Annotated in this window: 17 protein-coding genes; 11 read left to right on the top strand and 6 right to left on the bottom strand. The window is 73.2% G+C overall.

The genetic code is table 11. The features are described 5' to 3' along the window. The first annotated feature begins 207 nt into the window (after positions 1 to 207). Positions 208 to 345, top strand: a complete 138-nt coding sequence (locus IEY99_RS13145) for a hypothetical protein (protein WP_189202877.1) — start codon at positions 208 to 210, stop codon at positions 343 to 345. A gap of 1 nt (position 346) precedes the next feature. Here the strand turns inward: IEY99_RS13145 and soxR are convergent, their stop codons facing one another. Beyond that, complete coding sequence (soxR, locus tag IEY99_RS13140) at positions 347 to 820, bottom strand: redox-sensitive transcriptional activator SoxR (RefSeq protein WP_189202875.1); 474 nt, start codon at positions 818 to 820, stop codon at positions 347 to 349. A gap of 86 nt (positions 821 to 906) precedes the next feature. On the opposite strand from soxR, the gene IEY99_RS13135 reads away from it, so the two are divergent. Beyond that, a complete protein-coding gene (locus tag IEY99_RS13135; RefSeq protein ID WP_189202873.1) occupies positions 907 to 1,773 on the top strand; it encodes an NmrA family NAD(P)-binding protein in 867 nt (288 codons plus the stop codon). Between the two features lie 49 nt (positions 1,774 to 1,822). Here IEY99_RS13135 and IEY99_RS13130 read toward each other — a convergent pair whose 3' ends face one another. From IEY99_RS13130 to IEY99_RS13110, 5 genes are all read right to left on the bottom strand, one after another. After that, on the bottom strand, positions 1,823 to 2,566 hold the full coding sequence (locus IEY99_RS13130) for a hypothetical protein (protein ID WP_189202871.1): 744 nt from the start codon (positions 2,564 to 2,566) through the stop codon (positions 1,823 to 1,825). Between the two features lie 37 nt (positions 2,567 to 2,603). Continuing rightward, positions 2,604 to 3,926: an MFS transporter gene (locus tag IEY99_RS13125; protein ID WP_189202869.1), complete on the bottom strand. Its 1,323-nt coding sequence runs from the start codon at positions 3,924 to 3,926 to the stop codon at positions 2,604 to 2,606. Between the two features lie 94 nt (positions 3,927 to 4,020). After that, entirely contained in the window at positions 4,021 to 5,772 is a 1,752-nt protein-coding gene (locus IEY99_RS13120) for a S9 family peptidase (protein WP_189202868.1), read from the bottom strand. A gap of 11 nt (positions 5,773 to 5,783) precedes the next feature. Then, entirely contained in the window at positions 5,784 to 7,559 is a 1,776-nt protein-coding gene (locus IEY99_RS13115) for an N-acetylglutaminylglutamine amidotransferase (RefSeq protein ID WP_189202866.1), read from the bottom strand. 24 nt (positions 7,560 to 7,583) lie between these two features. Continuing rightward, a complete protein-coding gene (locus tag IEY99_RS13110; protein ID WP_189202864.1) occupies positions 7,584 to 10,166 on the bottom strand; it encodes a carboxylate--amine ligase/circularly permuted type 2 ATP-grasp protein in 2,583 nt (860 codons plus the stop codon). A 269-nt stretch (positions 10,167 to 10,435) separates the two neighbouring features. Here IEY99_RS13110 and ppdK point away from each other — a divergent pair, with 269 nt between their 5' ends. From ppdK to IEY99_RS13065, 9 genes are all read left to right on the top strand, one after another. Continuing rightward, complete coding sequence (gene ppdK, locus IEY99_RS13105; RefSeq protein WP_189202862.1) at positions 10,436 to 13,111, top strand: pyruvate, phosphate dikinase; 2,676 nt, start codon at positions 10,436 to 10,438, stop codon at positions 13,109 to 13,111. Between the two features lie 155 nt (positions 13,112 to 13,266). Continuing rightward, positions 13,267 to 15,420: a SulP family inorganic anion transporter gene (locus IEY99_RS13100; RefSeq protein ID WP_189202860.1), complete on the top strand. Its 2,154-nt coding sequence runs from the start codon at positions 13,267 to 13,269 to the stop codon at positions 15,418 to 15,420. Positions 15,421 to 15,590: 170 nt separating this feature from the next. Further along, positions 15,591 to 15,836, top strand: coding sequence for a hypothetical protein (locus IEY99_RS13095; RefSeq protein WP_189202858.1), 246 nt, complete (start codon positions 15,591 to 15,593; stop codon positions 15,834 to 15,836). 3 nt (positions 15,837 to 15,839) lie between these two features. Further along, entirely contained in the window at positions 15,840 to 16,109 is a 270-nt protein-coding gene (locus IEY99_RS13090) for a hypothetical protein (RefSeq protein ID WP_189202856.1), read from the top strand. 93 nt (positions 16,110 to 16,202) lie between these two features. After that, on the top strand, positions 16,203 to 16,709 hold the full coding sequence (locus tag IEY99_RS34190; RefSeq protein ID WP_189202854.1) for a methyl-accepting chemotaxis protein: 507 nt from the start codon (positions 16,203 to 16,205) through the stop codon (positions 16,707 to 16,709). A 32-nt stretch (positions 16,710 to 16,741) separates the two neighbouring features. Next, positions 16,742 to 17,191 (top strand): YchJ family protein, encoded by a 450-nt coding sequence (locus IEY99_RS13080; protein ID WP_189202852.1) that lies wholly within the window; start codon positions 16,742 to 16,744, stop codon positions 17,189 to 17,191. A 42-nt stretch (positions 17,192 to 17,233) separates the two neighbouring features. Beyond that, entirely contained in the window at positions 17,234 to 18,091 is an 858-nt protein-coding gene (kynA, locus tag IEY99_RS13075; RefSeq protein ID WP_189202850.1) for a tryptophan 2,3-dioxygenase, read from the top strand. Next, a complete protein-coding gene (kynU, locus tag IEY99_RS13070) occupies positions 18,088 to 19,317 on the top strand; it encodes a kynureninase (RefSeq protein WP_189202848.1) in 1,230 nt (409 codons plus the stop codon). The genes kynA and kynU overlap by 4 nt, the downstream gene beginning before the upstream one ends. Beyond that, entirely contained in the window at positions 19,314 to 20,315 is a 1,002-nt protein-coding gene (locus IEY99_RS13065; RefSeq protein ID WP_229798595.1) for an amidohydrolase family protein, read from the top strand. Before kynU ends, IEY99_RS13065 begins: the two co-directional genes overlap by 4 nt. Positions 20,316 to 20,329: the final 14 nt, after the last annotated feature.

Raw genomic sequence — 20,329 nt, 5'->3', positions numbered from 1 at the left:
CCGCCCGCCGCCGACTCGGCCCGACGCACCGCCGGACGGCGTCAGCGCCGTGGCGTCATCGTGTTCTCCTTTGACCCCGAGCCGCTTCCCAGGCAAGGCCGCCGTTCCCGCTCTTCGCGCGAGTTCGCGACCGGGCGCGCTGCCTCCTCGGGATCTAAGTCTCCCGTCCCACGCCGGCGAACGGCTGGCACAGCGGGATGCGCCCCCGTGTTCTTCACGGCCAGGCCGGAACTGCGTGGTCGAGTCGTCATCCACCACGCCGTCGAGCAGCAGGTGTTATCCCGCTGTGCGGACCTGGTCGACCAGGCGCTGAGCGGCGTCGTCTACCTGCCGCCGGCGCCCTGACCTAGCCGACCGCCGGGCCGGACGGTTCCAGCAGGCGCCGGGCGCCGGTGCCTTCGCGGCGCAGGACGTCGCGGGGGTTGGTGAGGTGGCAGGAGCGCAGGGACAGACAGCCGCAGCCGATGCAGTCGGTGAGGTTGTCGCGCAGGGCCTGGAGCCGCGCGATGCGGGCGTCGAGCGCGGCACGCCAGGCGACGGAGAGGCGGGCCCAGTCCTCCCGCGTCGGCGTGCGCGCGCTCGGTAGCCGGTCCAGGGCCTCCCGGATCTCGGCGAGCGAGATGCCGACCTGCTGGGACGCCCGGATGAAGGCGACCCGGCGCAGGGTGTCTCGGCCGTACCGGCGCTGGTTGGTCGCCGTCCGGGTGCTGTGGACGAGGCCGTGCCGCTCGTAGAAGTGCAGCGCGGAGACGGCGACGCCGCTGCGCTCGGCGACCTGGCCGACGGTGAGTTCGTGGAACGTCGTGCGGGGGCGTGGCATGTGTCGATCTTAGGGCTTGCCCTCAACCTTGGTTGAGGGCACAGGATGAGACGCGTTCACCCGCCACCGACTCTGGAGTTGACCCCTTGAGCAGCGTTCTCGTCATCGGTGCCACCGGCCGGCAGGGCGGCGCCGTCGCCCGCCTCCTGCTCGACCACGGCCACGACGTCACCGTCTACGTCAGATCGCCAAAATCGCCGGCCGCCGCGGCGCTCGCGACGGCCGGCGCCCGGATCGTCGCCGGGGACCTGCGCGACCCGGATGCGCTCGCCGCCGCCGCGTCCGGCGCCGATGCCGTCTTCGGCCTGTCCGTCCCCTTCGGACCGGGCGGCCAGCGCGACGAGGTCGCCCAGGGGCGCCACCTCGTCGACGCCGCGGTGCGGGCCGGCGCGCACCTCGTCTATTCCTCGGTGCGCGGCGGCGACCGGACGCAGAAGACCGACATCGGCCACGCCGACAGCAAGCAGCAGATCGAGGCATACCTGCGGCAGCAGCCGGTGCGGGCCACCGTTCTCGGGCCCGTCTACTTCATGGAGAACGCCCTCAATCTGGGCTTCAGCCGCCTCGCCGACGGCGTCCTGGCCAATCCGCTCTCTCCGGGCAAACCCCTCGACCAGGTCACCGTACGGGACATCGCCGCGCTCGCGGTGCACGCCGTCGAGCACCCGGACCGCTTCGTCGGCGAGCGCATCGACGTCGTCTCCGACCGGGTCACCGGGGAGCAGGCGGCCGCCGTCCTCAGCGAGGTGGTCGGCCGCGAGATCCCGTACCGTCGACTGCCGCTGGAGCAGGTGCGGCAGTGGGCCGGGGACGAAGTCGCCGACATGTTCCAGCGCTTCGAGGAGACCACCGAGTTCATGGACGTCGAGGCGTTGCACGCCCGGTATCCCGAGGTGAAGTGGCACAGCTACGCCGACTGGGCCCGCACCGTCGACTGGGACCGGATCCTCTGAGCAGAGATCCCCGCACCCGTCGCCGGGTGCGGGGATCTCTGTCGGTGAACTACTCGGCCGCGGAGGCCGCCGGCTGCTCCGGCTGGTCCCCCTGGCCCGGCTCGTTCAGTCCGTTGGGCACCGGAGGCCCCGTGGTCGCCTCGGTGGTCGGCTCCGGCGTCGCCGGTGCGGTGGTGGCCGGCGGCTCCTGCGGGACGTCCGACGGCGCCTGGCTGGGCGCCGGGTCCCCGGTGGACTCCTCGTCCGCCGGCGCCGTGCCGGGGGAGGGCGCCTCGGAAGCCGGCGTCCGCGGCGACTCGTCCTTCTCGCCCGCGTCGTCACGGCCGCCGAAGAGGGTCGTTCCCGTGCCCGAGGTGTGGCGCACCGTCGCCGAGAGCGGCTTGTCCGTGAACGCCTCGACGACGCTCACCGCGCCCATGGACAGGGCGAACAGCGCGCAAGCGGCCAGGACGACGTGGCCCCACCGGATCTTCCGTGGCGGCGGCTGCGCCACGGTGTGCGCCGGGTTCTCCTGCACGGTCGCGGCCGCGACCGGCGGGGTGCCCACCGCCGCCGGCGCCCGGACGAACGCCGGCGCCACCGTCTGCAGGTGTTTCGTGCCGCGCTTCAGGGAGTTGTTGAACACCTCCGTGCCGACCGAACCGACCACGCTGGCCAGGGCGGCACCGGCCAGGGTGCCCGCCACGCCCAGGTACGAGCCGAGCACGGCGGCTGCCACCGCCGCGAGCGTGCCGGCGATGACCTTGCTGATCTGGATGCCGGACCACAACCGGTCCGGTGCCTGCTCGCTCATGTCCTCCTCACCTCGAGAGCCCGCGATGGCGAAGCTCTCAGCTTTTACCGGAGCGCTGCGCGCCAAACCATCCTCGTTCGGCGAGGACGGCGCGCAGCGGTCGCACGTGGACGCCCTCGGCGGCCAGCCGCCGGCGGACCAGCCTGCGGGTGCGCAGGATGCCCGCGACCCCCGCGGCGCCGATCAGATACTGCACCGACATCGCCACCTTGAAGTCGGCGATGTCGTAGCCGGCCCGCCCGCCCGTGCGGACGTCCAGGATGAGCCCGACGAGCAGGATCGTGACCAGCGACGCCACGAACCCGCCGACGTTGACCACGCCGGTGGCCGTGCCGAGCCGGTGCGGCGGGTTGAACGTGCGGGCGAACTCGAAACCGATCATCGAGCCGGGCCCGCCCAGGCCCAGCGCCACCACCAGCAGCACCACCAGCGGCAGGGGCGCCCGCCCCGGCCACGCGATCACCATCGCCCAGCCGAGCCCGTTGGCCGCGATCACGCCCAGCACCAGCCAGGAACGGCGCAGCGGGTGCCGTTGCACCAGTACGCCGAGCACCGGGCCGCCGGCCATCCCGACGAGCACGAACATGGTGAGCAACGCGCTCGCCGTGGCCCGCGACAGGCCCTCGCCGGCGACCAGGAACGGGTAACCCCACATGAGGGCGAAGACCGTCCCGGGGAACTGGGTCGTGAAGTGCGTCCACAACCCCAGCCGGGTGCCGGGATGCCGCCACACGGTGACGAGGTCGGCGCCGAGCCGGCGGGCGGTCATCGCCTCTCCCGAGACGACCCGGCGCTCCGGGCTGTCGTGCAGCGCCGCGAGCGCGACGACGGCGACGAACACCCCGGTGGCGGACGCGCAGACGAACGCGGCGGTCCAGCCGGCGCCGGCCAGCAGCGCGGCCAGCGGCACGGCGCTGAGCACCTGCCCGAGCTGGCCGACGATGCCGGTGAGCTGGGTGACCACCGGTACCCGCCGCGACGGGAACCACTGCGGCACCAGGCGCAGCACGCTGATGAAGGTCATCGCGTCGCCCGCGCCGACCAGCACCCGCGCGGCCACCGCTGCGCCCGCTCCGTCGGCGACCGCCATCGCGGCCTGCCCGGACGCCATGATCAGCGCACCGGCGACCACGAGCCGCAGCGAGCCGAACCGGTCCAGGAGCACGCCGACCGGGATCTGCAGGCCGGCGTAGACCAGCAGCTGCAGCACGGCTAACGAGGCCAGCGTGCCGGCCCCGATGCCGAACCGGGCCTGCGCGTCGAGCCCCGCCACCCCGAGCGACGTGCGGTGCAGCACGGCGACGACGTACGCGCCGAGCCCGACGGCCCACACCGCCCAGGCGCGCGCCCCGCCTTGCATGAAACCCACTCCGTCCGCTCGCCTGCCGTACCACCCTGTCGTGGCCTGCCCGGGAGCGCCAATGGCAAACCCCACAAAACGGACGTGTGTCCCGTCACCGGCCGGCGGGACCGACCCCGAGGTGCCGGGTCAGCCAGCCGACCGTCGCGCGCAGGTACTCGGCTCGCGACGAGCGGTGCAGCAGCTCGTGGCCCTCGTCCGGGAAGAGCAGATAGCGATGCTCGACGCCGCCCGCGGCCAGCGCCGCGACCACCTGCTCCGCCTCGACGACCGGGACGTTGGTGTCGTTCGCGCCGTGCACCACCAGCAGCGGCGCCCGCAGCCGGTCGATCCGCGTGATCGGCGAGAGGTCACGCAGCAGCTCGGCGTCGCGGACCGGGTCGCCGTACTTGGACACGGCCGCGGCGGCGATCCAGGGCTCGGTGTGCTCGTAGAAGGTGGCGAAGTTCGCCATGCCGCAGACGTCCACGCCGACGGCGAACAGCTCCGGGTATGCCGTCAGCGCCGCGAGCGTCAGGTAGCCGCCGTACGAGCGGCCCATGCAGCCCACCCGCGCCGGGTCCGCCACGCCGGTGTCCACCAGGTGCGCGACGCAGGCCGCGACGTCCGCGACGGCCGCCCACCGCAGCGGCCCGTTGTCGGCGTTGACGAAGCTGCGGCCGAAGCCGGAGGAACCGCGGACGTTCGCCGCGAACACCGCGATGCCCCGGGCGACCAGCGACTGGAACAGCGGCCCGTGCCCGGGACGCTCCTGCGCCTCCGGGCCGCCGTGCAACCAGAGCACCACCGGGTGCGGGCCGTCGGCGGACGGCGGCGTGAACAGCCAGCCGCTGATCTCGAGCCCGTCGTGGGACGGGAACCGGCGCAGCACCGGGTGCACGGCGCCGGGGGAGGGCTCCTCGACGGACACGGCATGCAGCGCTCCGTCCCACGCCCAGACGCCGTGCGGCTGTCCGGGTCCCTCGGCGGTGAACGCCAGCGTGCCGCCGTCGGCGCTCCACACCGGCTCGGAGACCACCGTGCCGGGCAGCTCGATCCGGCCCGGCCCGCCGCCGAGCACGGTGAGCTCGGAGAGGCCGCCGCCCGAGTTCCACAGCACGGCCGCCTTCGTGCCGTCGGGGGTGAGGGCGAACGTGTCCACCTCCGCGGTCTCCGAGGCGGCCAGGATCTCGGCGGTGCCGTCGCGGCTGCGCAGCAGCACCGTCCGTTCCCCGGCGTCGCTGCGGGCCCAGACCGAGCCGTCGGGGGCGAAGCAGGCCTGCTCGCCGCTGGTCACGTACTCCTCGGTCCCGGCCTCGAGGTCGCGCACCATGACGTACCGGCTGCCGCGGGGGCCGTGCCGCAGCAGGGCCCGGCGCCGGTCCGGCGAGACGTCGAAGAGGGAGATCAGCTCGCCCTCGGCGACCACCTCCCGGGTGCCGTGCTCGGCGTCGACCAGCAGCGCCGTGGTGAGGTTCTCGGTGACCGCGAGCAGCGGCCGGCCGGGCAGCCAGCGGACGTTCTCCGCGCTGTCCGTGCCGAAGCCGGCCACCTGGTGCGGCACCGAGCCGTCCGGGCGGACCAGCCAGACTTCCGTACGCGGGGCGCCGCCCGGGGCGATCACGCAGGCCAGCCAGCCACCGCCGGTGGACCAGTGCACCGACTCGACGGGTTCCGGACCGGTGTCCACGAGGAACGTCAGGTCGCTGCCGACCGGTTGCACCCACACCTGGGGTGAGCCGCCGCGGTCCGACACGTACGCCACGTGCCGGCCGTCGGGTGACAGCGCCGGCGACCAGCTCCCGCTGGCTTCCGAAGGATAGGTGCCCCTGGTCAGCCATCCCGCAGGCAGGACGGTGACGTCCATCCGGCTTCCCCTCACATTCCTTTGTCCTGCAACCACATCTCCAGCAGAGCGAGCTGCCACAGCTGGTTCGCCCCGAGCGTGGTCCGCGGCGTGTTCGGGTCGGCCAGGAGCGCGTCGACGTACTCCTGGCGGAAGAGTCCCCGCGCCCGGGCCGCCGGCGCGTGCAGCGCGTCGCGGACCAGCTCCAGCATCGGGCCTTCGAGGTGCCGGATGCCGGGAACCGGGAAGTATCCCTTGGTCCGGTCGATCACCTCGTCCGGCACGAGCCCGCGGGCCGCGTCCTTGAGCACGCCCTTGCCGCCCTGGGCCAGCTTCCACTCGGGCGGGCAGGCCGCCGCGAGCTCGACCAGCTCGTGGTCCAGGAACGGTACGCGCGCCTCCAGCCCCCACGCCATGGTCATGTTGTCGACCCGTTTGACCGGATCGTCGACGAGCATGACCTGCGAGTCCAGGCGCAGCGCCGCGTCGACCGCGGTGTCCGCGCCGGGACGCGTGAAGCTCTGGGCCACGAACTCGCGGCTGACGTCCTCGGCGAGCAGCCACTCCGGGGCGAGCTGCCGGGCGAGCTCGCGGTGCGGACGATCGAAGAACTCCGCCGCGTACGCGTCCACGGCCCGGTCCCGCGGCACGCCGGCCAGCGGGGGATACCAGCTGTAGCCGGCGAGGATCTCGTCCGCGCCCTGTCCCGACTGCACGACCGTGACGTGCTTCGACACGTCCTCGCTGAGCAGGTTGAAGGCGATGCAGTCGTGGCTGACCATCGGCTCGCTCATCGCCGCGACGGTACGGGCCACGGCGGGCAGGAAGCGGTCCCGGCCGATGCGGATCTGGTGGTGCTTCGTGCCGAAGTGCTCGGCGACCAGGTCCGAGTACGCGAACTCGTCGCCGCTCTCGCCGGCCGCGGACTCGAAGCCGATCGAGAACGTGGTGAGCCCGCGCTGCCCCTGCTCGGCCAGCAGCGCCACGATGTAGGAGGAGTCGAGCCCGCCGGAGAGCAGCACGCCGACCGGCACGTCGGCGACCATCCGGCGCTCGACCGCGGTCCGCAGCCCGGCATGGATCGCCTCGGCCCACTCCTCGCGGGTGGACGGGGTGGCGACCCGGCGGTGCGACGCCTCCCAGTACACCGTCGAGGTGGAGGTGCCGTCCGGCCGGATGATCCGGACGGTGGCCGGCGGCAGCTTGCGGACGCCGGAGAGGATCGTGCGCGGGGCGGGCACGACCGAGTGGAAGGTCATGTAGTGCTGCAGCGCCACCTTGTCGATCGAGGTGTCGACGTCCCCGGCGGCGAGCAGGGCCGGCAGGGTGGAGGCGAAGCGTAGCCGGCCGGGGGTCTCGGCCAGGTACAGCGGCTTGATGCCGAGCCGGTCGCGGGCCAGCATCACCGTGCCGGTGGCGTGCTCGGCGATCGCGAAGGCGAACATGCCGAGGAAGTGCCGCACGCAGTCGGCGCCCCAGCGGTGGTACGCCTTGATGATCACCTCGGTGTCCGAGGTGGAGGCGAAGCGGTAGCCGTAGCCGCGCAGTTCCTCGCGAAGCTGCCGGTAGTTGTAGATGCAGCCGTTGAAGACCACGGTGAGGCCCAGCCGCTCGTCGGTCATCGGCTGGGCGCCCGCCTCGGAGAGGTCGATGATCTTCAGCCGCCGGTGGCCGAACGCGACGCCGTCCCGGTGCCAGAGTCCCTCGCCGTCGGGACCGCGGGACTCCAGGCACGGCAGCATTCTCCGGACCGCCCCGGGGTCGGCCGCCCGGTCGCCGAACCTCAGCTCTCCGCCGATTCCACACATGATGCGAACAACCTCCTCGCCGAATCAGGCCAGCAACCAGGTGTCCTTGCTGCCGCCACCGCGTGAGGAGTTCACGATCATGCTCCCGGCGGGTGCGACGCGGGTCAGGGCCGCGGGGGCGACCACCGATTCCCGGCCGGTGAAGACGAAGGCGCGCAGGTCGACGTGGCGCGGGACCAGCTCGTGGCCGTCGAAGACCGGGTGGGTGGACAGGTTCACCACCTCCTGGGCCACCCAGCGGTGCGGTGCGGTGCGGATCTGCCGGCGTACGGCGGCCAGGTCGTCGGGGCTCGCGTGCGGGCCGATCACGACACGGTCGCCGCCGTAGCCGTCCACCGGCTTGCAGACCAGCTCGTCCAGCCGGTCGAGCACCTCCGCCCGCTGTTCCGCGATCCCGCACAGGTACGTCGGCACGTCCGCCAGCAGCGGCTTCTCGCCGAGGTAGTACTCGATGAGCTTCGGCACGTACGCGTACACGGCCTTGTCGTCGCCGACGCCGTTGCCCAGCGCGTTCGCGCACACCACCGAGCCGGCGTGCAGGGCGGTGACCAGGCTGGGACCCAGCGGCATGCCGTCCGCGCCCGGCGAGTGCACCAGGCTGTCCTCGCCCATGCGCAGGTACACCACGTCGACGCGGTGCTTGCGCCCGTTCGCGATCCGGTAGAGGACCGCGTCGTCGACCAGTAGCTCGGTGCTGCGGACCAGCGGCACGCCCATCTCGCCGGCGAGCATCCGGTGCTCGAACCACGCCGAGTCGTCCGGGCCCTGGCTGAGCACGACGATCCGCGGATCGTCCCCGGCGGCCGGTCCGGCGGCGTCGAGCAGGGCCTGCTTGAGCAGCCGCGGTGTCGGCTCGGGACTGATCAGGCCGGCCGGGCGGGGCAGCTCGGGCAGGACGGCCTCGGTGAGGCGGCGGTTCTGCACCGCGTACGCGATCCCGGACGGCACCCGCAGGTTGTCCTCCAGCACGCACCAGGCGCCGCCGCCGTCGCGGACCAGGTCGACGCCGGCCACCTGCACGCGGACGGCGGACCGGCCGGCCAGGGCGCCGCTGGGCCGCAGCTCGGGGGAGCCGTCGATGACCCAGGCCGGCACGACGCCGTCGGCGACCACGGCGCGGTCGCCGTACACGTCGCCGAGGAACGCGTCGAGGGCCCGGACCCGCTGGAGCAACCCGCCGCGCAGCCGCTCCCAGTCCGGCGCCGGCACGATCCGCGGCACGAGGTCGAACGGGAACAGCCGGGTGGCGGCCTCGCCGGCCACGCTGAAGGTGATGCCGCGGGCGCGCTGCTCGTCGTCCTTGGCGTCCTCGCGGCGGCGCAGCCCGGCCGGGCCGAGGGCGCCGAGCACGCCGACGATCGGCTCGTACGCGGGCACGACGTCGCCGCCCGGGAACGCCTCGTCGCCGTCCGCCGCGTACGGGGTGAGCCCGGCCGGGACGGTCTGCCCGCCCGGGCCGATGCCGGTGGCGCCGCCGCGGGTGTCGGCGACCACGAGGTCCACCACGTCGGAGATGCGGCCCCGGCGGGCCATGACGCGCCGCTGCCGGGCGGCGGAGCTGCCGCGGCTCAGCGCCTGCACCGACAGGGCGAAGACCTGCTCCCAGTCGCCGAGCTCCTCCAGGTGCGGGCGCAGCTCGGCGACGAGACGCTCGACGGCGACCGCAGCGGGCACGGGCACCGGCGAGCGGGGCAGGTCGAGCAGGTCGCCTTCCAGGCCGGAGCGGGCGGCACGCCACATCGCGGCCCGGTGCAGCGGCGCTCGCACGGGCACGAACGGCCGCCCGGCGCGGTGGTCCTGCAGGGCCCGCAGCACCAGGCCCCGGAAGAGGCCGGCGAGCAGCACCACGGTGTCCGCGTCGGGGCTGGAATCGGTGACCCGCAGCTCCACCGTGGGCACGTGCGCGGACGGGCGCACGTCGAAATAGACCATCTTGGGGTCGGTGATGGTGCCGGACGCGATGAGGTCGGCGACCAGCGCGTCGTGCTCGGCGGCGTCGGCCACGCCGCCGCTGTCGCCGGCCGTCGGCCACCGGGTCCAGACCAGCGAGCGCACGCTGGCGTAGCCGCTGTCCTCACCCATCCAGTACGGCGAGCTGGCGGAGAGCGCCAGCAGCACCGGCAGGGCCGGGGTGACCCGCCGCGCGACGGCCACCGCCTCGTCGCGGTCGGCGACGCCGACGTGCACCTGGGCGCCGCAGATGAGCTGTTCCCGGGTGAGCATCTGGTAGTCGTCGAGCATCCGGCGGTAGCGCGAGGTCGGCGTGACGGGCAGCGCGTCCAGGTCGACGACGGGGACGGTCCCGGCGGCCACCAGGCCCAGGCCGAGCGGCTCGGCGACCCCGATGGCCCGGCGGCGCAGCGTGACGATGCCGTCACGCAGCTCGTCCAGGGTGGCGGCCACCGGGGTGTTGGTCTCCACCACCGAGCGGTGCAGCTCGGCGGAGAAATGGTCGCGGCCGAGCCGGTCCAGGATCTCCGGGGCGCGCGGCACGAGCTCGCGGGTCCTGAGGTCCACGACGTGCAGTTCCTCTTCCACGCCGAGCGTGAGATCCGTGGCTGCGGCGCCGCTGTCGCAGCCCTCGCTCACCCTCAGTGACTCCGTCATCTGTCCACCGCCTAGCTCGTGACCGGACTCGTGAACTGCCCAGTTCCGGCCGTCGCCAAGCATGATGATCAGCACAGCCCGCGGCCGCGCTCGCTGGACGTGCGCGCCCGGGTGCGGTGCGCGAGGATGCTCGAAGGTGCTCGCTTCCGCGCTCAACCACGCGAATCCATGTGCAATTGTTCACGAAGGCTATGGCCTCCGGTGGCGGCGCCCCTAGCCTCCGGGACACCATTAACGGGCGTTCGGCCCGATGGCAATGGGAGGCGGCAATGGCCGGGGAGAAGTACGTCTACGATTTTTCCGAAGGTCACAAGGATCTCAAGGAGCTCCTCGGCGGCAAAGGCGCGAACCTCGCGGAGATGACCCGGCTGGGGTTGCCCGTGCCGGCCGGATTCACCGTCACCACGCGGGCCTGCCAGGCGTACCTGGCGACCGGTCACAACCCGGAGGGCCTGGACGCCGAGATCGACGAGCACCTCGCCGCGCTCGAGCGCACGATGGGCCGGCGGCTGGGCGACGCCGAGGACCCGCTGCTGGTCTCGGTGCGTTCCGGTGCCGCCTTCTCCATGCCCGGCATGATGGAGACCGTGCTCAACGTCGGCCTGACCGACGCCAGCGTCGCCGGGCTCGCCGCCCAGGCCGGCGGCAACGACCGCTTCGCCTGGGACTCCTACCGCCGGCTCATCCAGATGTTCGGGAAAACGGTCTGCGACGTGCCCGGCGAGGAATTCTCCGACGCCCTCGAAGAGGCCAAGAAAGCCAAGGGCGCGACCGACGATCTGCACCTGGACGCGGCCGACCTGCGGGCCCTGGTCGATCGGTTCAAGCGCATTTTCGCCAAGCACACCGGATACGAGTTCCCGCAGGATCCGCGCGAGCAGTTGCGGCTGGCGATGGAGGCCGTCTTCCGCTCCTGGAATGCCGAGCGGGCGGTGCTCTACCGGCGCCAGGAACGCATTCCGGCCGACCTGGGCACCGCGGTCAACGTGTGCTCGATGGTCTTCGGCAACCTCGGCGCCGACTCCGGCACCGGCGTGGCCTTCACCCGCGACCCCGCCTCCGGTGCCCAGGGCATCTACGGCGACTACCTGTCGAACGCCCAGGGCGAGGACGTGGTCGCGGGCATCCGCAACACCGTCCCGCTCGAGGATCTCCAGCGCCTGGACCCCAAGTCCTACGAGGAGCTTCTCGCGATCATGGCCAAGCTCGAGGGCCACTACCGCGACCTGTGCGACATCGAGTTCACCATCGAGCGCGGCAAGCTGTGGATGCTGCAGACCCGGGTCGGCAAGCGCACCGCCGCGGCCGCCTTCCGGATCGCCGCGCAGCTGGTCGACGAGGGCATGATCACCCTCGACGAGGCGCTGCGTCGGGTCTCCGGGGCGCAGCTCGCGCAGCTCATGTTCCCCCGTTTCGACCTGTCCGGGGACCCGGCCGTGCTCACCAAGGGCATCGGCGCCTCGCCCGGCGCCGCGTCGGGCAAGGCGGTCTTCAGCGCCCAGCGGGCGGTCGAGCTGGCCGCCGAGGGGGAGGACGTCATCCTGGTACGCCGGGAGACCAACCCGGAGGACCTGGCCGGCATGATCGCGGCCCGTGGCATCCTCACCGCGCGCGGCGGCAAGACGAGCCACGCCGCGGTCGTGGCCCGCGGCATGGGCCGTACCTGCGTCTGCGGCGCCGACGAGCTGGAGATCGCCCGCGACCGGTTCACCGTGGACGGCCGGACGGTCGCCGAGGGCGACGTCCTCTCCATCGACGGCACCACCGGCCGGGTCTACCTCGGTGCGGTGCCGGTGCAGCCCTCCGAGGTGGTGCAGTACTTCGAGGGCGACACGGTCGAGTCCACCCTGGTCGAGGCGGTCGACACGATCATGCGCCACGCCGACGCGACCCGGCGCCTGGCCGTGCGCACCAACGCCGACACCGGCGACGACGCGTCCCGTGCCCGCCGCTTCGGCGCCGAGGGCATCGGCCTGTGCCGCACCGAGCACATGTTCCTCGGCGACCGCAAGGAGCTGGTCGAGCGCCTGATCCTCGCGGCGACCGACAGCGCCCGCAACGACGCGCTCGCCGCGCTGCTGCCGTTGCAGCGCGCCGACTTCGTCGACCTGTTCCGCGCCATGGACGGCCTGCCGGTCACGGTGCGCCTGATCGACCCGCCGCTGCACGAGTTCCTGCCCTCGCTCGAGGAGCTGGCGGTCAACGTCGCCGTCGCCCGCGAGCGCGGCGAGGAGAACGCGGAGGAGGCGCAGCTGCTCGACGCCGTACGCCGGATGCACGAGCAGAACCCGATGCTGGGCCTGCGCGGCGTACGCCTCGGCCTGGTCATCCCGGGCCTGTTCGCCATGCAGGTACGCGCCATCGCCGAGGCGGCCGTGCAGCTCGCCGGCGAGGGCCTGCACCCGCGCCCCGAGATCATGGTCCCGCTGGTGGGCGCCGTGCAGGAGCTGGAGATGGTCCGCCAGGAGTGCGAGCAGATCGTCGCCGAGGTGGTCGCCGGCAGCGGCGTCGAGGTGCTGATCGGCACGATGATCGAGGTACCCCGCGCGGCGCTGACCGCCGGCCAGATCGCCGAGGCCGCGGACTTCTTCTCCTTCGGCACCAACGACCTGACCCAGATGGGCTGGGGCTTCTCCCGCGACGACGTCGAGGGCGCCTTCTTCTGGCGCTACCTCGAGCTGGGCATCTTCGGCATCTCCCCGTTCGAGTCCATCGACCGCGACGGCGTCGGCCGCCTGATCCGCATCGCCGCCGAGGAGGGCCGCGCGGTACGCCCGGACCTCAAGCTCGGCGTCTGCGGCGAGCACGGCGGCGACCCGGAGTCGGTGCACTTCTTCCACGAGGTGGGCCTCGACTACGTGTCCTGCTCCCCGTTCCGGGTGCCGGTCGCCCGCCTGGAAGCGGGCCGTGCGGCCGTCACCGGCGGAGACTCCGACAGCCGTTGATTTCCCGCGTACGGGCGGCGCTCCCTCGGGGAGTGCCGCCCGTCTTTCGTCGTGCGCGGGCTGAGAAAGAGCTGTGAGTAATCGGAGGGGCCCTTCTCCGTAACTCGCTGTTTACCCAGCGTGGATATGGTGTCCGAAATGTCGGAAGGATTGCCATGCCCACGCCGGACACCGCCGACGTCGACGTAGCTTCCCGCTGGCGTGCCGTGGTGCGCCACGACCTGCCGGCGTCGATCGTCGTCTTCCTCATCGCCGTTCCGCTGTCGCTCGGCATCGCCGCCGCCTCCGGGGCGCCGCTGCTGGCCGGGCTCGTCGCCGCGGTCGTCGGCGGCGTCGTGGCGGGCTCGCTGAGCGGCGCGCCGCTTCAGGTCAGCGGTCCCGCCGCCGGGCTGACCGTCATCGTCGGCGGTGTCGTGGCCGACTTCGGCTGGGCCGGGACCGCCGCGGTCGTCGCCATGGCGGGGGTCGTGCAGATGGTGCTGGGCGTGTCCCGGCTCGGACGGGCCGCGCTCGCGCTCTCCCCGGCGGTGGTGCACGGCATGCTCGCCGGCATCGGTGTCGTGATCGCGCTGAGCCAGGCGCACGTGCTGCTCGGCGGCGACCCGCAGAGCGCCGCCTGGGACAACCTGCGGGACCTGCCCCGGCAGATCGTGGGCAACCACGGAGGCGCCGTGCTGGTCGGCGTGCTGACCATGGTGATCCTGCTGCTCTGGCCGCGCTTCGTGAAGACCTCGCTGCTGCCCGCCGCGCTCGCCGCGGTGAGCGTGGCGACGGCCGTCGCCACCTTGGGCGGTCTCGCGGTGCAGCGGGTGGACCTGCCCGCCGACCCGCTCGGCGGGCTGATCCTGCCGCGCTGGCCGGACGGCGCCGCGGCGGACATCGCGGTCGCGGTCGTCACCGTCGCCCTGGTGGCCAGCGTGGAGTCGTTGCTGTCCGCGGTGGCCGTGGACCGGCTGCACGACGGCGAGCGCGCCGACCTCAACCGGGAGCTGCTCGCCCAGGGCGCGGCCAACACCGTGTCCGGCGCGCTCGGCGGGCTGCCCGTGACCGGGGTGATCGTGCGCAGCTCCACCAACGTCGCCGCCGGGGCCCGGACGCGGGCGTCCGCCGTGCTGCACGGGCTCTGGATCGCCGTCTTCGTGCTGCTCTTCGGCGCGCTGCTCGAGCAGATCCCGCTCGCCGCGCTGGCCGCCGTACTCGTCGTGGTGGGGCTGCGGCTGGTCAGCCTCGCCCAGATCAAGACGTACGTGCGGCACCGGGAGCTGCCGACGTACCTGGTCACCGCCCTCGGAGTGGTCTTCACGGACCTGCTGACCGGCGTCGCGCTGGGCATGGCCACGGCCGTGCTGCTCATGCTGGTGCGGCTGGCCCGGTGCGAGATCACCCGGACCTCCGCGGTCGCCGGGCACTGGACGGTGGCCATCACCGGCACGCTCGCCTTCGTGGGCGCCGGCCGGGTCGCGCGCGAGCTGTCGGCCCTGCCGCCGGGGGAGTTCGTGGAACTGGAGCTGCACCTCGACTATCTCGACCAGGGCGCCTTCGAGACCATCCGGGACTGGCGCGAGGCGTACGAGCGCGCCGGCGGCCGGGTGCACGTCCGGGAGATCCACGACAGCTGGTTCCAGCGGGCCACCGCCGGACGGCTGGGCGTCGCCCGCTCGCAGCCCGCCCGCGCGTCGCGACTGCTCGGCTCGTGGCCACAGTGGGTGTCGCTGAACGAGCAGCGCCGCGACGCCATGCAGGCCGGCATCGCCGAGTTCGAGCGCAGCGTCGCCCCACTGGTCCGTCCGCACCTGGCCGGCCTCGCGCGCGACGGGCAGCGGCCCGGGCAGCTCTTCATCACGTGCGCGGACTCGCGGGTCGTGCCGAACCTCATCACCAGCAGCGGCCCGGGCGACCTCTTCTGCGTCCGCAACGTGGGCAACATCGTGCCGCCGTACGGCTCGGGCGACGCGTCGGTCGGCGCCGCCGTCGAGTACGCCGTGGACGTCCTCGGCGTCAGCACCATCACCGTCTGCGGCCACTCGGGCTGCGGTGCCGTGCGCGCCATGATGGGCGGTGCCGCCGGCGGTCCCTCCGCGCTGGGCGCCTGGCTGGCCGCCGCCGGCCCGGCCCTGGACGGCGGGTCCGAGACGGACCGCATCACCGCCAACGTGGCGCAGCAGCTCGAGCATCTGCGGGGCTACCCGAGCGTCCGGGCGGCGGTCGAGGCGGGCCGGCTGACCCTGACCGGGCTCTACTTCGACCTGGCGGAGGCCCGGATGTACCGCGTGGAGGGCGGCGTGAAGCGGCCCGTACGCCTCGGGTGAACCGGCGGTCTTTGTGCCATATCCGCGGTAGGCATTGAGGTCCGCCTCCGGACGGCCCAAGGTGGATCCGGGCCGGTGCGCGAAAGTCTCCGGCCCACCCGGCCGGGAGTGACATCGACTCCGTACGGCTGGGTGCGGGCGAAGGTGTCGCCCGGCCGGAGGTGACAGAGATGGCGACCGCGGAACAGGTGACCCGCGCGGGTGACGTCGTGCTCGTGGGCCGGACGGCGAGCGTGCAGTTCGCCGGGGCCGCCGGTTTCGCGTTCCGCGTGCTCGACGTGGACCTGCGCCCCACCTATGCCGGCTGGGTGTGGCTCGACGGCTATCAGCTCGACCGCTACGGGCAACCGGTGATGCGCCGGCGCATCTTCGTCCGGGAGGCGGGACTGCGGCGACCCTGGGCGCGGCGCCCATGAGCCATGACTGACGGCGCAGCCGCCCTGCACCCCGGCGATGTCGTGCTCGTCGGGCGGGCGGCCAGCGTGCAGTTCACCGGCCGGTCGGGCTTCGCGTTCCGGATCATCGCCGTCGACGGCCGGCCCACGTACTCCGGGTGGGTGTGGCTCGACGGCTACCAGCTCGACCGCCGGGGACAGGCGGTGGCCCGCCGGCGCATCTTCGTGCTCGTGGCCGGCCTGCGCCGGGTGGGCACGCCGGGGACGTCCCTGCGCGCCGACCGCCCGACCTGAGAAGACCGCTCACGGAATAGAGGGAAACGGCCCCGGATCACCCGGCCGGGATGCGATGTTGGGTGTACGGGGACAAGCGACAGGCGGGATGCGATGAGCGACTACGAGACCGGCGAGGAGTGGTCCGCCGAGGCTCCGCAGGAAACCGGCCGGTACACCACCGACGTCCGTGACTCGGTGCACCGGCTCGCGGACGTCAGCAGCGACATGGCGACGGCGACGAGGTCGGCGGTGAAGGCGGCGCAGACCGCCGTGGCGGTCATCCAGCGGCTGGACGCGAGCAGCACCGAGATCGGCAAGGTCGTCCAGCTCATCGCCACGATCGCCAAGCAGACCAACCTGCTCGCCCTGAACGCCACCATCGAGGCGGCCCGGGCCGGCGAAGCGGGCCGCGGCTTCGCGGTCGTCGCCAGCGAGGTCAAGGACCTGGCGAACGAGACCGCCACCGCGACGAACGAGATCGGCGGGCAGGTCGGCGGCATCCGCGCGGACACGCAGAACGCGGTGTCGGCCATCGAGGAGATGCAGGCGCTCATCGAGGAGCTCGACCGCTGCCAGATGGTCATCAGCGGGATCGTGACGGAACAGCAGGGTGGCTGACGCAAGCTCCGGCGGTGGGGAAGGATAGGGCCATGGCCCGACGCGCACAGCGGCGCCGCCCGGCGGCGCCGGCCGGAATCGCCCAGACCGAGCCCTGCCCCTGCGGCCTCGGCCAGCCGTACGGCGAATGCTGCCGGCCCGCCCACCAGGGCCACGCGCCGGCCACCGCGGAGGCCCTGATGCGCTCCCGCTACGCCGCCTTCGTGCTGGACGACGCCGCGTACGTGCTGGGGTCCTGGCACCCGGACACCCGCCCGGAGTCGGTCGAGCCGGACCCGGCGCTGCGCTGGACCGGCCTCGACGTGCTGGAGGCGAGCGGCGGCGGCCTCTTCGACGCCGAGGGCGTGGTGGAGTTCCGTGCCCACTACCGCGACGGCGGCAAGCCGGGGGACATGCATGAACGGAGCCGGTTCGTGCGCCACGACGGTCAGTGGGTGTACTGGGGTCCGATCCTTACCAACCAGACCCTCGCCAACATCTGACCTCGTGTGTTTCCCTTCAAGGGATCACTCGAGGAGGGCATCGTGTCGTCGCACCAGAGGCCGTTGGAGCCGGGCATCGTCCGCGACTTCAAGGTCAACCTTTCGTACGGGAAATATCTGGATCTCGACCGGATCCTGTCGGCGCAGCACCCGGTCAGCGTCCCGGAGCACCACGACGAGCTGCTCTTCATCCTGCAGCACCAGACCTCGGAGCTGTGGCTCAAGCTGGTCCTGCACGAGCTGCGCGCGGTTCTGCGGCAGCTCGCCGCCGACCAGCTGCGGCCCGCGCTCAAGGGCCTGGCCCGGGTCAAGCACATCCAGCGCTGCCTCACCGAGCAGTGGTCCGTGCTGGCCACCCTGACGCCCAGCGAGTACGCCGAGTTCCGCAGCTTCCTCGGCACCTCGTCGGGCTTCCAGTCGTACCAGTACCGGGCGGTCGAGTTCACCCTCGGCAACAAGAACCGCGGGATGCTGTCGGTCTTCGACGACGACCCGGGTGCCCGCGCGATGCTCACCGAGGCCCTGGAGACGCCCAGCGTCTACGACGAGTTCCTGCGCTTCCTCGCCCGGCACGGCCACGACGTCCCCGCCGCGGTGCTGGAGCGGGACGTGACCGAGCCGTGGGAGTTCCACCCCGACCTGGTCAAGGTCTTCGTGACGATCTACGAGAACTCCGAGCGGTACTGGGAGGCGTACGAGGCCTGCGAGGAACTCGTCGACCTGGAGGAGAACTTCCAGTTCTGGCGCTTCCGGCACCTCAAGACGGTCGAGCGCACCATCGGCTTCAAGCGCGGCACCGGCGGCTCCAGCGGCGTCGGCTTCCTGCGCAAGGCCCTGGACCTGACCTTCTTCCCGGAGCTCTACGCGGTCCGCACGGAGATCGGTGTGGTGCAGGCATGACGGACGAGCTTCTGCAGCGGGCCGAGGCACTGGACGCCGCCGACTCGCTGGCCTCCCTGCGCGACCGGTTCCTGGCACCGGACGACTTCGACGTGGTCTCGTACCTGGACGGCAACTCGCTGGGCCGCCCGCTGCGCGCGACCGAGCGGCGGATGAACGAGTTCATCCGGGAGGAGTGGGCGGGCCGGCTGATCCGGGGCTGGACCGACGGCTGGCTCGAGCAGCCGCAGCGGCTCGGCGACCGGCTGGGAGCGCTCGCGCTCGGCGCCGCCGCCGGCCAGACCATCGTCGCCGACTCCACGACGGTGCTGCTCTACAAGCTCGTGCGGGCCGCCGTCGACGCGCGCCCCGGACGCCGCACCATCGTGCTCGACACCGACAACTTCCCCACCGACCGGTACGTGTGCGAGGCCGTCGCCGCCGAGCGCGGCGTCGAGCTGGTCTGGATCGAGACCGACCCGGCGGCCGGGATCACGCCCGAGCAGGTCGCCGCGGTGGTGGGCGAGGACACCGCGCTGGTGCTGTTCAGCCACGTGGCGTACCGCTCGGGGTGGCTGGCCGACGTCGCGGAGATCAACCGGATCGCGCACGCGGCCGGTGCGCTGACCCTGTGGGACCTGTGCCACTCGGCGGGCTCGGTGGAGGTCGAGCTGGACGCGTGGGGCGTGGACCTCGCCGTCGGCTGCTCGTACAAATATCTCAACGGCGGTCCGGGGGCGCCGGCCTTCGCGTACGTGCGCAGCGGTCTGCAGGGTGAGCTGCGGCAGCCGATCTGGGGCTGGATGGGCCACCGGGCCTCGTTCGAGATGGGACCGGGGCACGAGCCGGCGCCGGGCATCCGCGCGATGCTCAGCGGCACCCCGCCGATCCTGGCCATGCTGCCGCTGGAGGTGAACCTCGACCTGCTCGCCGAGGCCGGCATCGCCGCCGTCCGCCGCAAGTCGCTGCTGCTCACCGAGTACGTCATCGAGCTGGCCGACCGCTGGCTGGCGCCGCTGGGCGTCGAGGTGGTCAGCCCGCGCGACCCGCAGCGCCGCGGCGGCCACGTGACCCTGCGCCGCCCGGGCTTCGAGGCGCTGCTGGCGCCGCTCTGGGAGGGCGGGGTCATCCCCGACTACCGGCGCCCCGACGGGCTCCGGATCGGCCCGGCGCCGCTGAGCACCGGCTTCGCCGAGGTCCACCGGGGGCTGGGCATGCTGCGGGACCTGCTCGAGAAGCAGCCGTGACCTGGATCCTCGCGGATTCGCTCTGGTGGGACGGGCGGCTGCACGCCGGGCCGGCGCTGCGCGACGGCGTCGTCGCCGCGACCGGCGACGTGCCGGCCGGGGACCCGCGGCTGCGGCTGCCCGGCACCGTCCTGCCCGGGCTGGGCGACGCGCACGTGCACTCGGCGCTGGTCGACCTGGCGACCCTGCGCGCGGGCGGGCTGGCCTGGGTGTGGGACCTCGGCGGCGAGCCCGGAAGCCTGGCCGAGCTGGCGGGCCGCCATCCGTGGATGCGCTTCGCCGGGCCGTTCCTGACTGCGCCCGGCGGCTATCCGAGTGACCGCGCCTGGGCGCCGCCGGGAAGCTGCCGGGCGCTGCGCTCGGCGGCCGACGCGACGGAGGCGGTCGCCGAGGCCCACGCCGGCGGGGCGAGCCTGGTCAAGGTGACGGCGCACGCGGGCGGCCCGATGCTGGCGCCGGCGACGCTGGCCGCGGTGGTGGAGGCGGCGCACGCCCGCAAGCTGCCGGTGGTCGTGCACGCCGAGGGTGCGGGGACGGTCGCCGCCGCGTACGAGGCCAGCGCCGACCTGCTCGCGCACACGCCCTGGACCGAGGAGCTCGACGACGCCCTGCTCCGCGCGTGTGCGGGCCGGATGACGTGGATCAGCACGCTCGACATCCACGGCTACGGCACCCCCACCCCGCAGCGGACCACCGCCGTCGCCAACCTCCGGCGTTTCCTCGGGTACGGAGGAAAAGTGCGCTACGGCACGGACCTGGGCAACGGCCCGCTGCCCCCGGCGATCAACCCCCGCGAGATCCGTGCCCTGCAGGAGTGCGGCCTGAGCCCCGCCGACATCATCGCCGCGATGACCTCGCCGGACCCCGGTGAGCTGAGCTGGATCCCCGGCGGCCTCGACCTGGAGCCCAGCCGGTTCGCGGACTCGCTCGCGACCGCGCGGGTTCTCGGTCCCGAGGTCAACCCCCGGCACGTGCTCCGCTCGCGATCGAGCGGCTGACCGGCCGCCCGGCG

Source organism: Couchioplanes azureus, assembly GCF_014648355.1.
GTDB classification, from domain to species: domain Bacteria; phylum Actinomycetota; class Actinomycetes; order Mycobacteriales; family Micromonosporaceae; genus Actinoplanes; species Actinoplanes azureus.
Note: the sequence above shows the minus strand (reverse complement) of the source record. Positions and strands in the feature narration are given on the sequence as shown.

Coding starts and splice junctions, on each gene's coding strand:
- soxR (WP_189202875.1), bottom strand. CDS start 820: ATGCCACGCCCCCGCACGACGTTCCACGAACTCACCGTCGGCCAGGTC.
- IEY99_RS13130 (WP_189202871.1), bottom strand. CDS start 2,566: ATGAGCGAGCAGGCACCGGACCGGTTGTGGTCCGGCATCCAGATCAGC.
- IEY99_RS13125 (WP_189202869.1), bottom strand. CDS start 3,926: ATGCAAGGCGGGGCGCGCGCCTGGGCGGTGTGGGCCGTCGGGCTCGGC.
- IEY99_RS13120 (WP_189202868.1), bottom strand. CDS start 5,772: ATGGACGTCACCGTCCTGCCTGCGGGATGGCTGACCAGGGGCACCTAT.
- IEY99_RS13115 (WP_189202866.1), bottom strand. CDS start 7,559: ATGTGTGGAATCGGCGGAGAGCTGAGGTTCGGCGACCGGGCGGCCGAC.
- IEY99_RS13110 (WP_189202864.1), bottom strand. CDS start 10,166: ATGACGGAGTCACTGAGGGTGAGCGAGGGCTGCGACAGCGGCGCCGCA.
- ppdK (WP_189202862.1), top strand. CDS start 10,436: ATGGCCGGGGAGAAGTACGTCTACGATTTTTCCGAAGGTCACAAGGAT.
- IEY99_RS13100 (WP_189202860.1), top strand. CDS start 13,267: ATGCCCACGCCGGACACCGCCGACGTCGACGTAGCTTCCCGCTGGCGT.
- IEY99_RS13095 (WP_189202858.1), top strand. CDS start 15,591: ATGGCGACCGCGGAACAGGTGACCCGCGCGGGTGACGTCGTGCTCGTG.
- IEY99_RS13090 (WP_189202856.1), top strand. CDS start 15,840: ATGACTGACGGCGCAGCCGCCCTGCACCCCGGCGATGTCGTGCTCGTC.
- IEY99_RS34190 (WP_189202854.1), top strand. CDS start 16,203: ATGAGCGACTACGAGACCGGCGAGGAGTGGTCCGCCGAGGCTCCGCAG.
- IEY99_RS13080 (WP_189202852.1), top strand. CDS start 16,742: ATGGCCCGACGCGCACAGCGGCGCCGCCCGGCGGCGCCGGCCGGAATC.
- kynU (WP_189202848.1), top strand. CDS start 18,088: ATGACGGACGAGCTTCTGCAGCGGGCCGAGGCACTGGACGCCGCCGAC.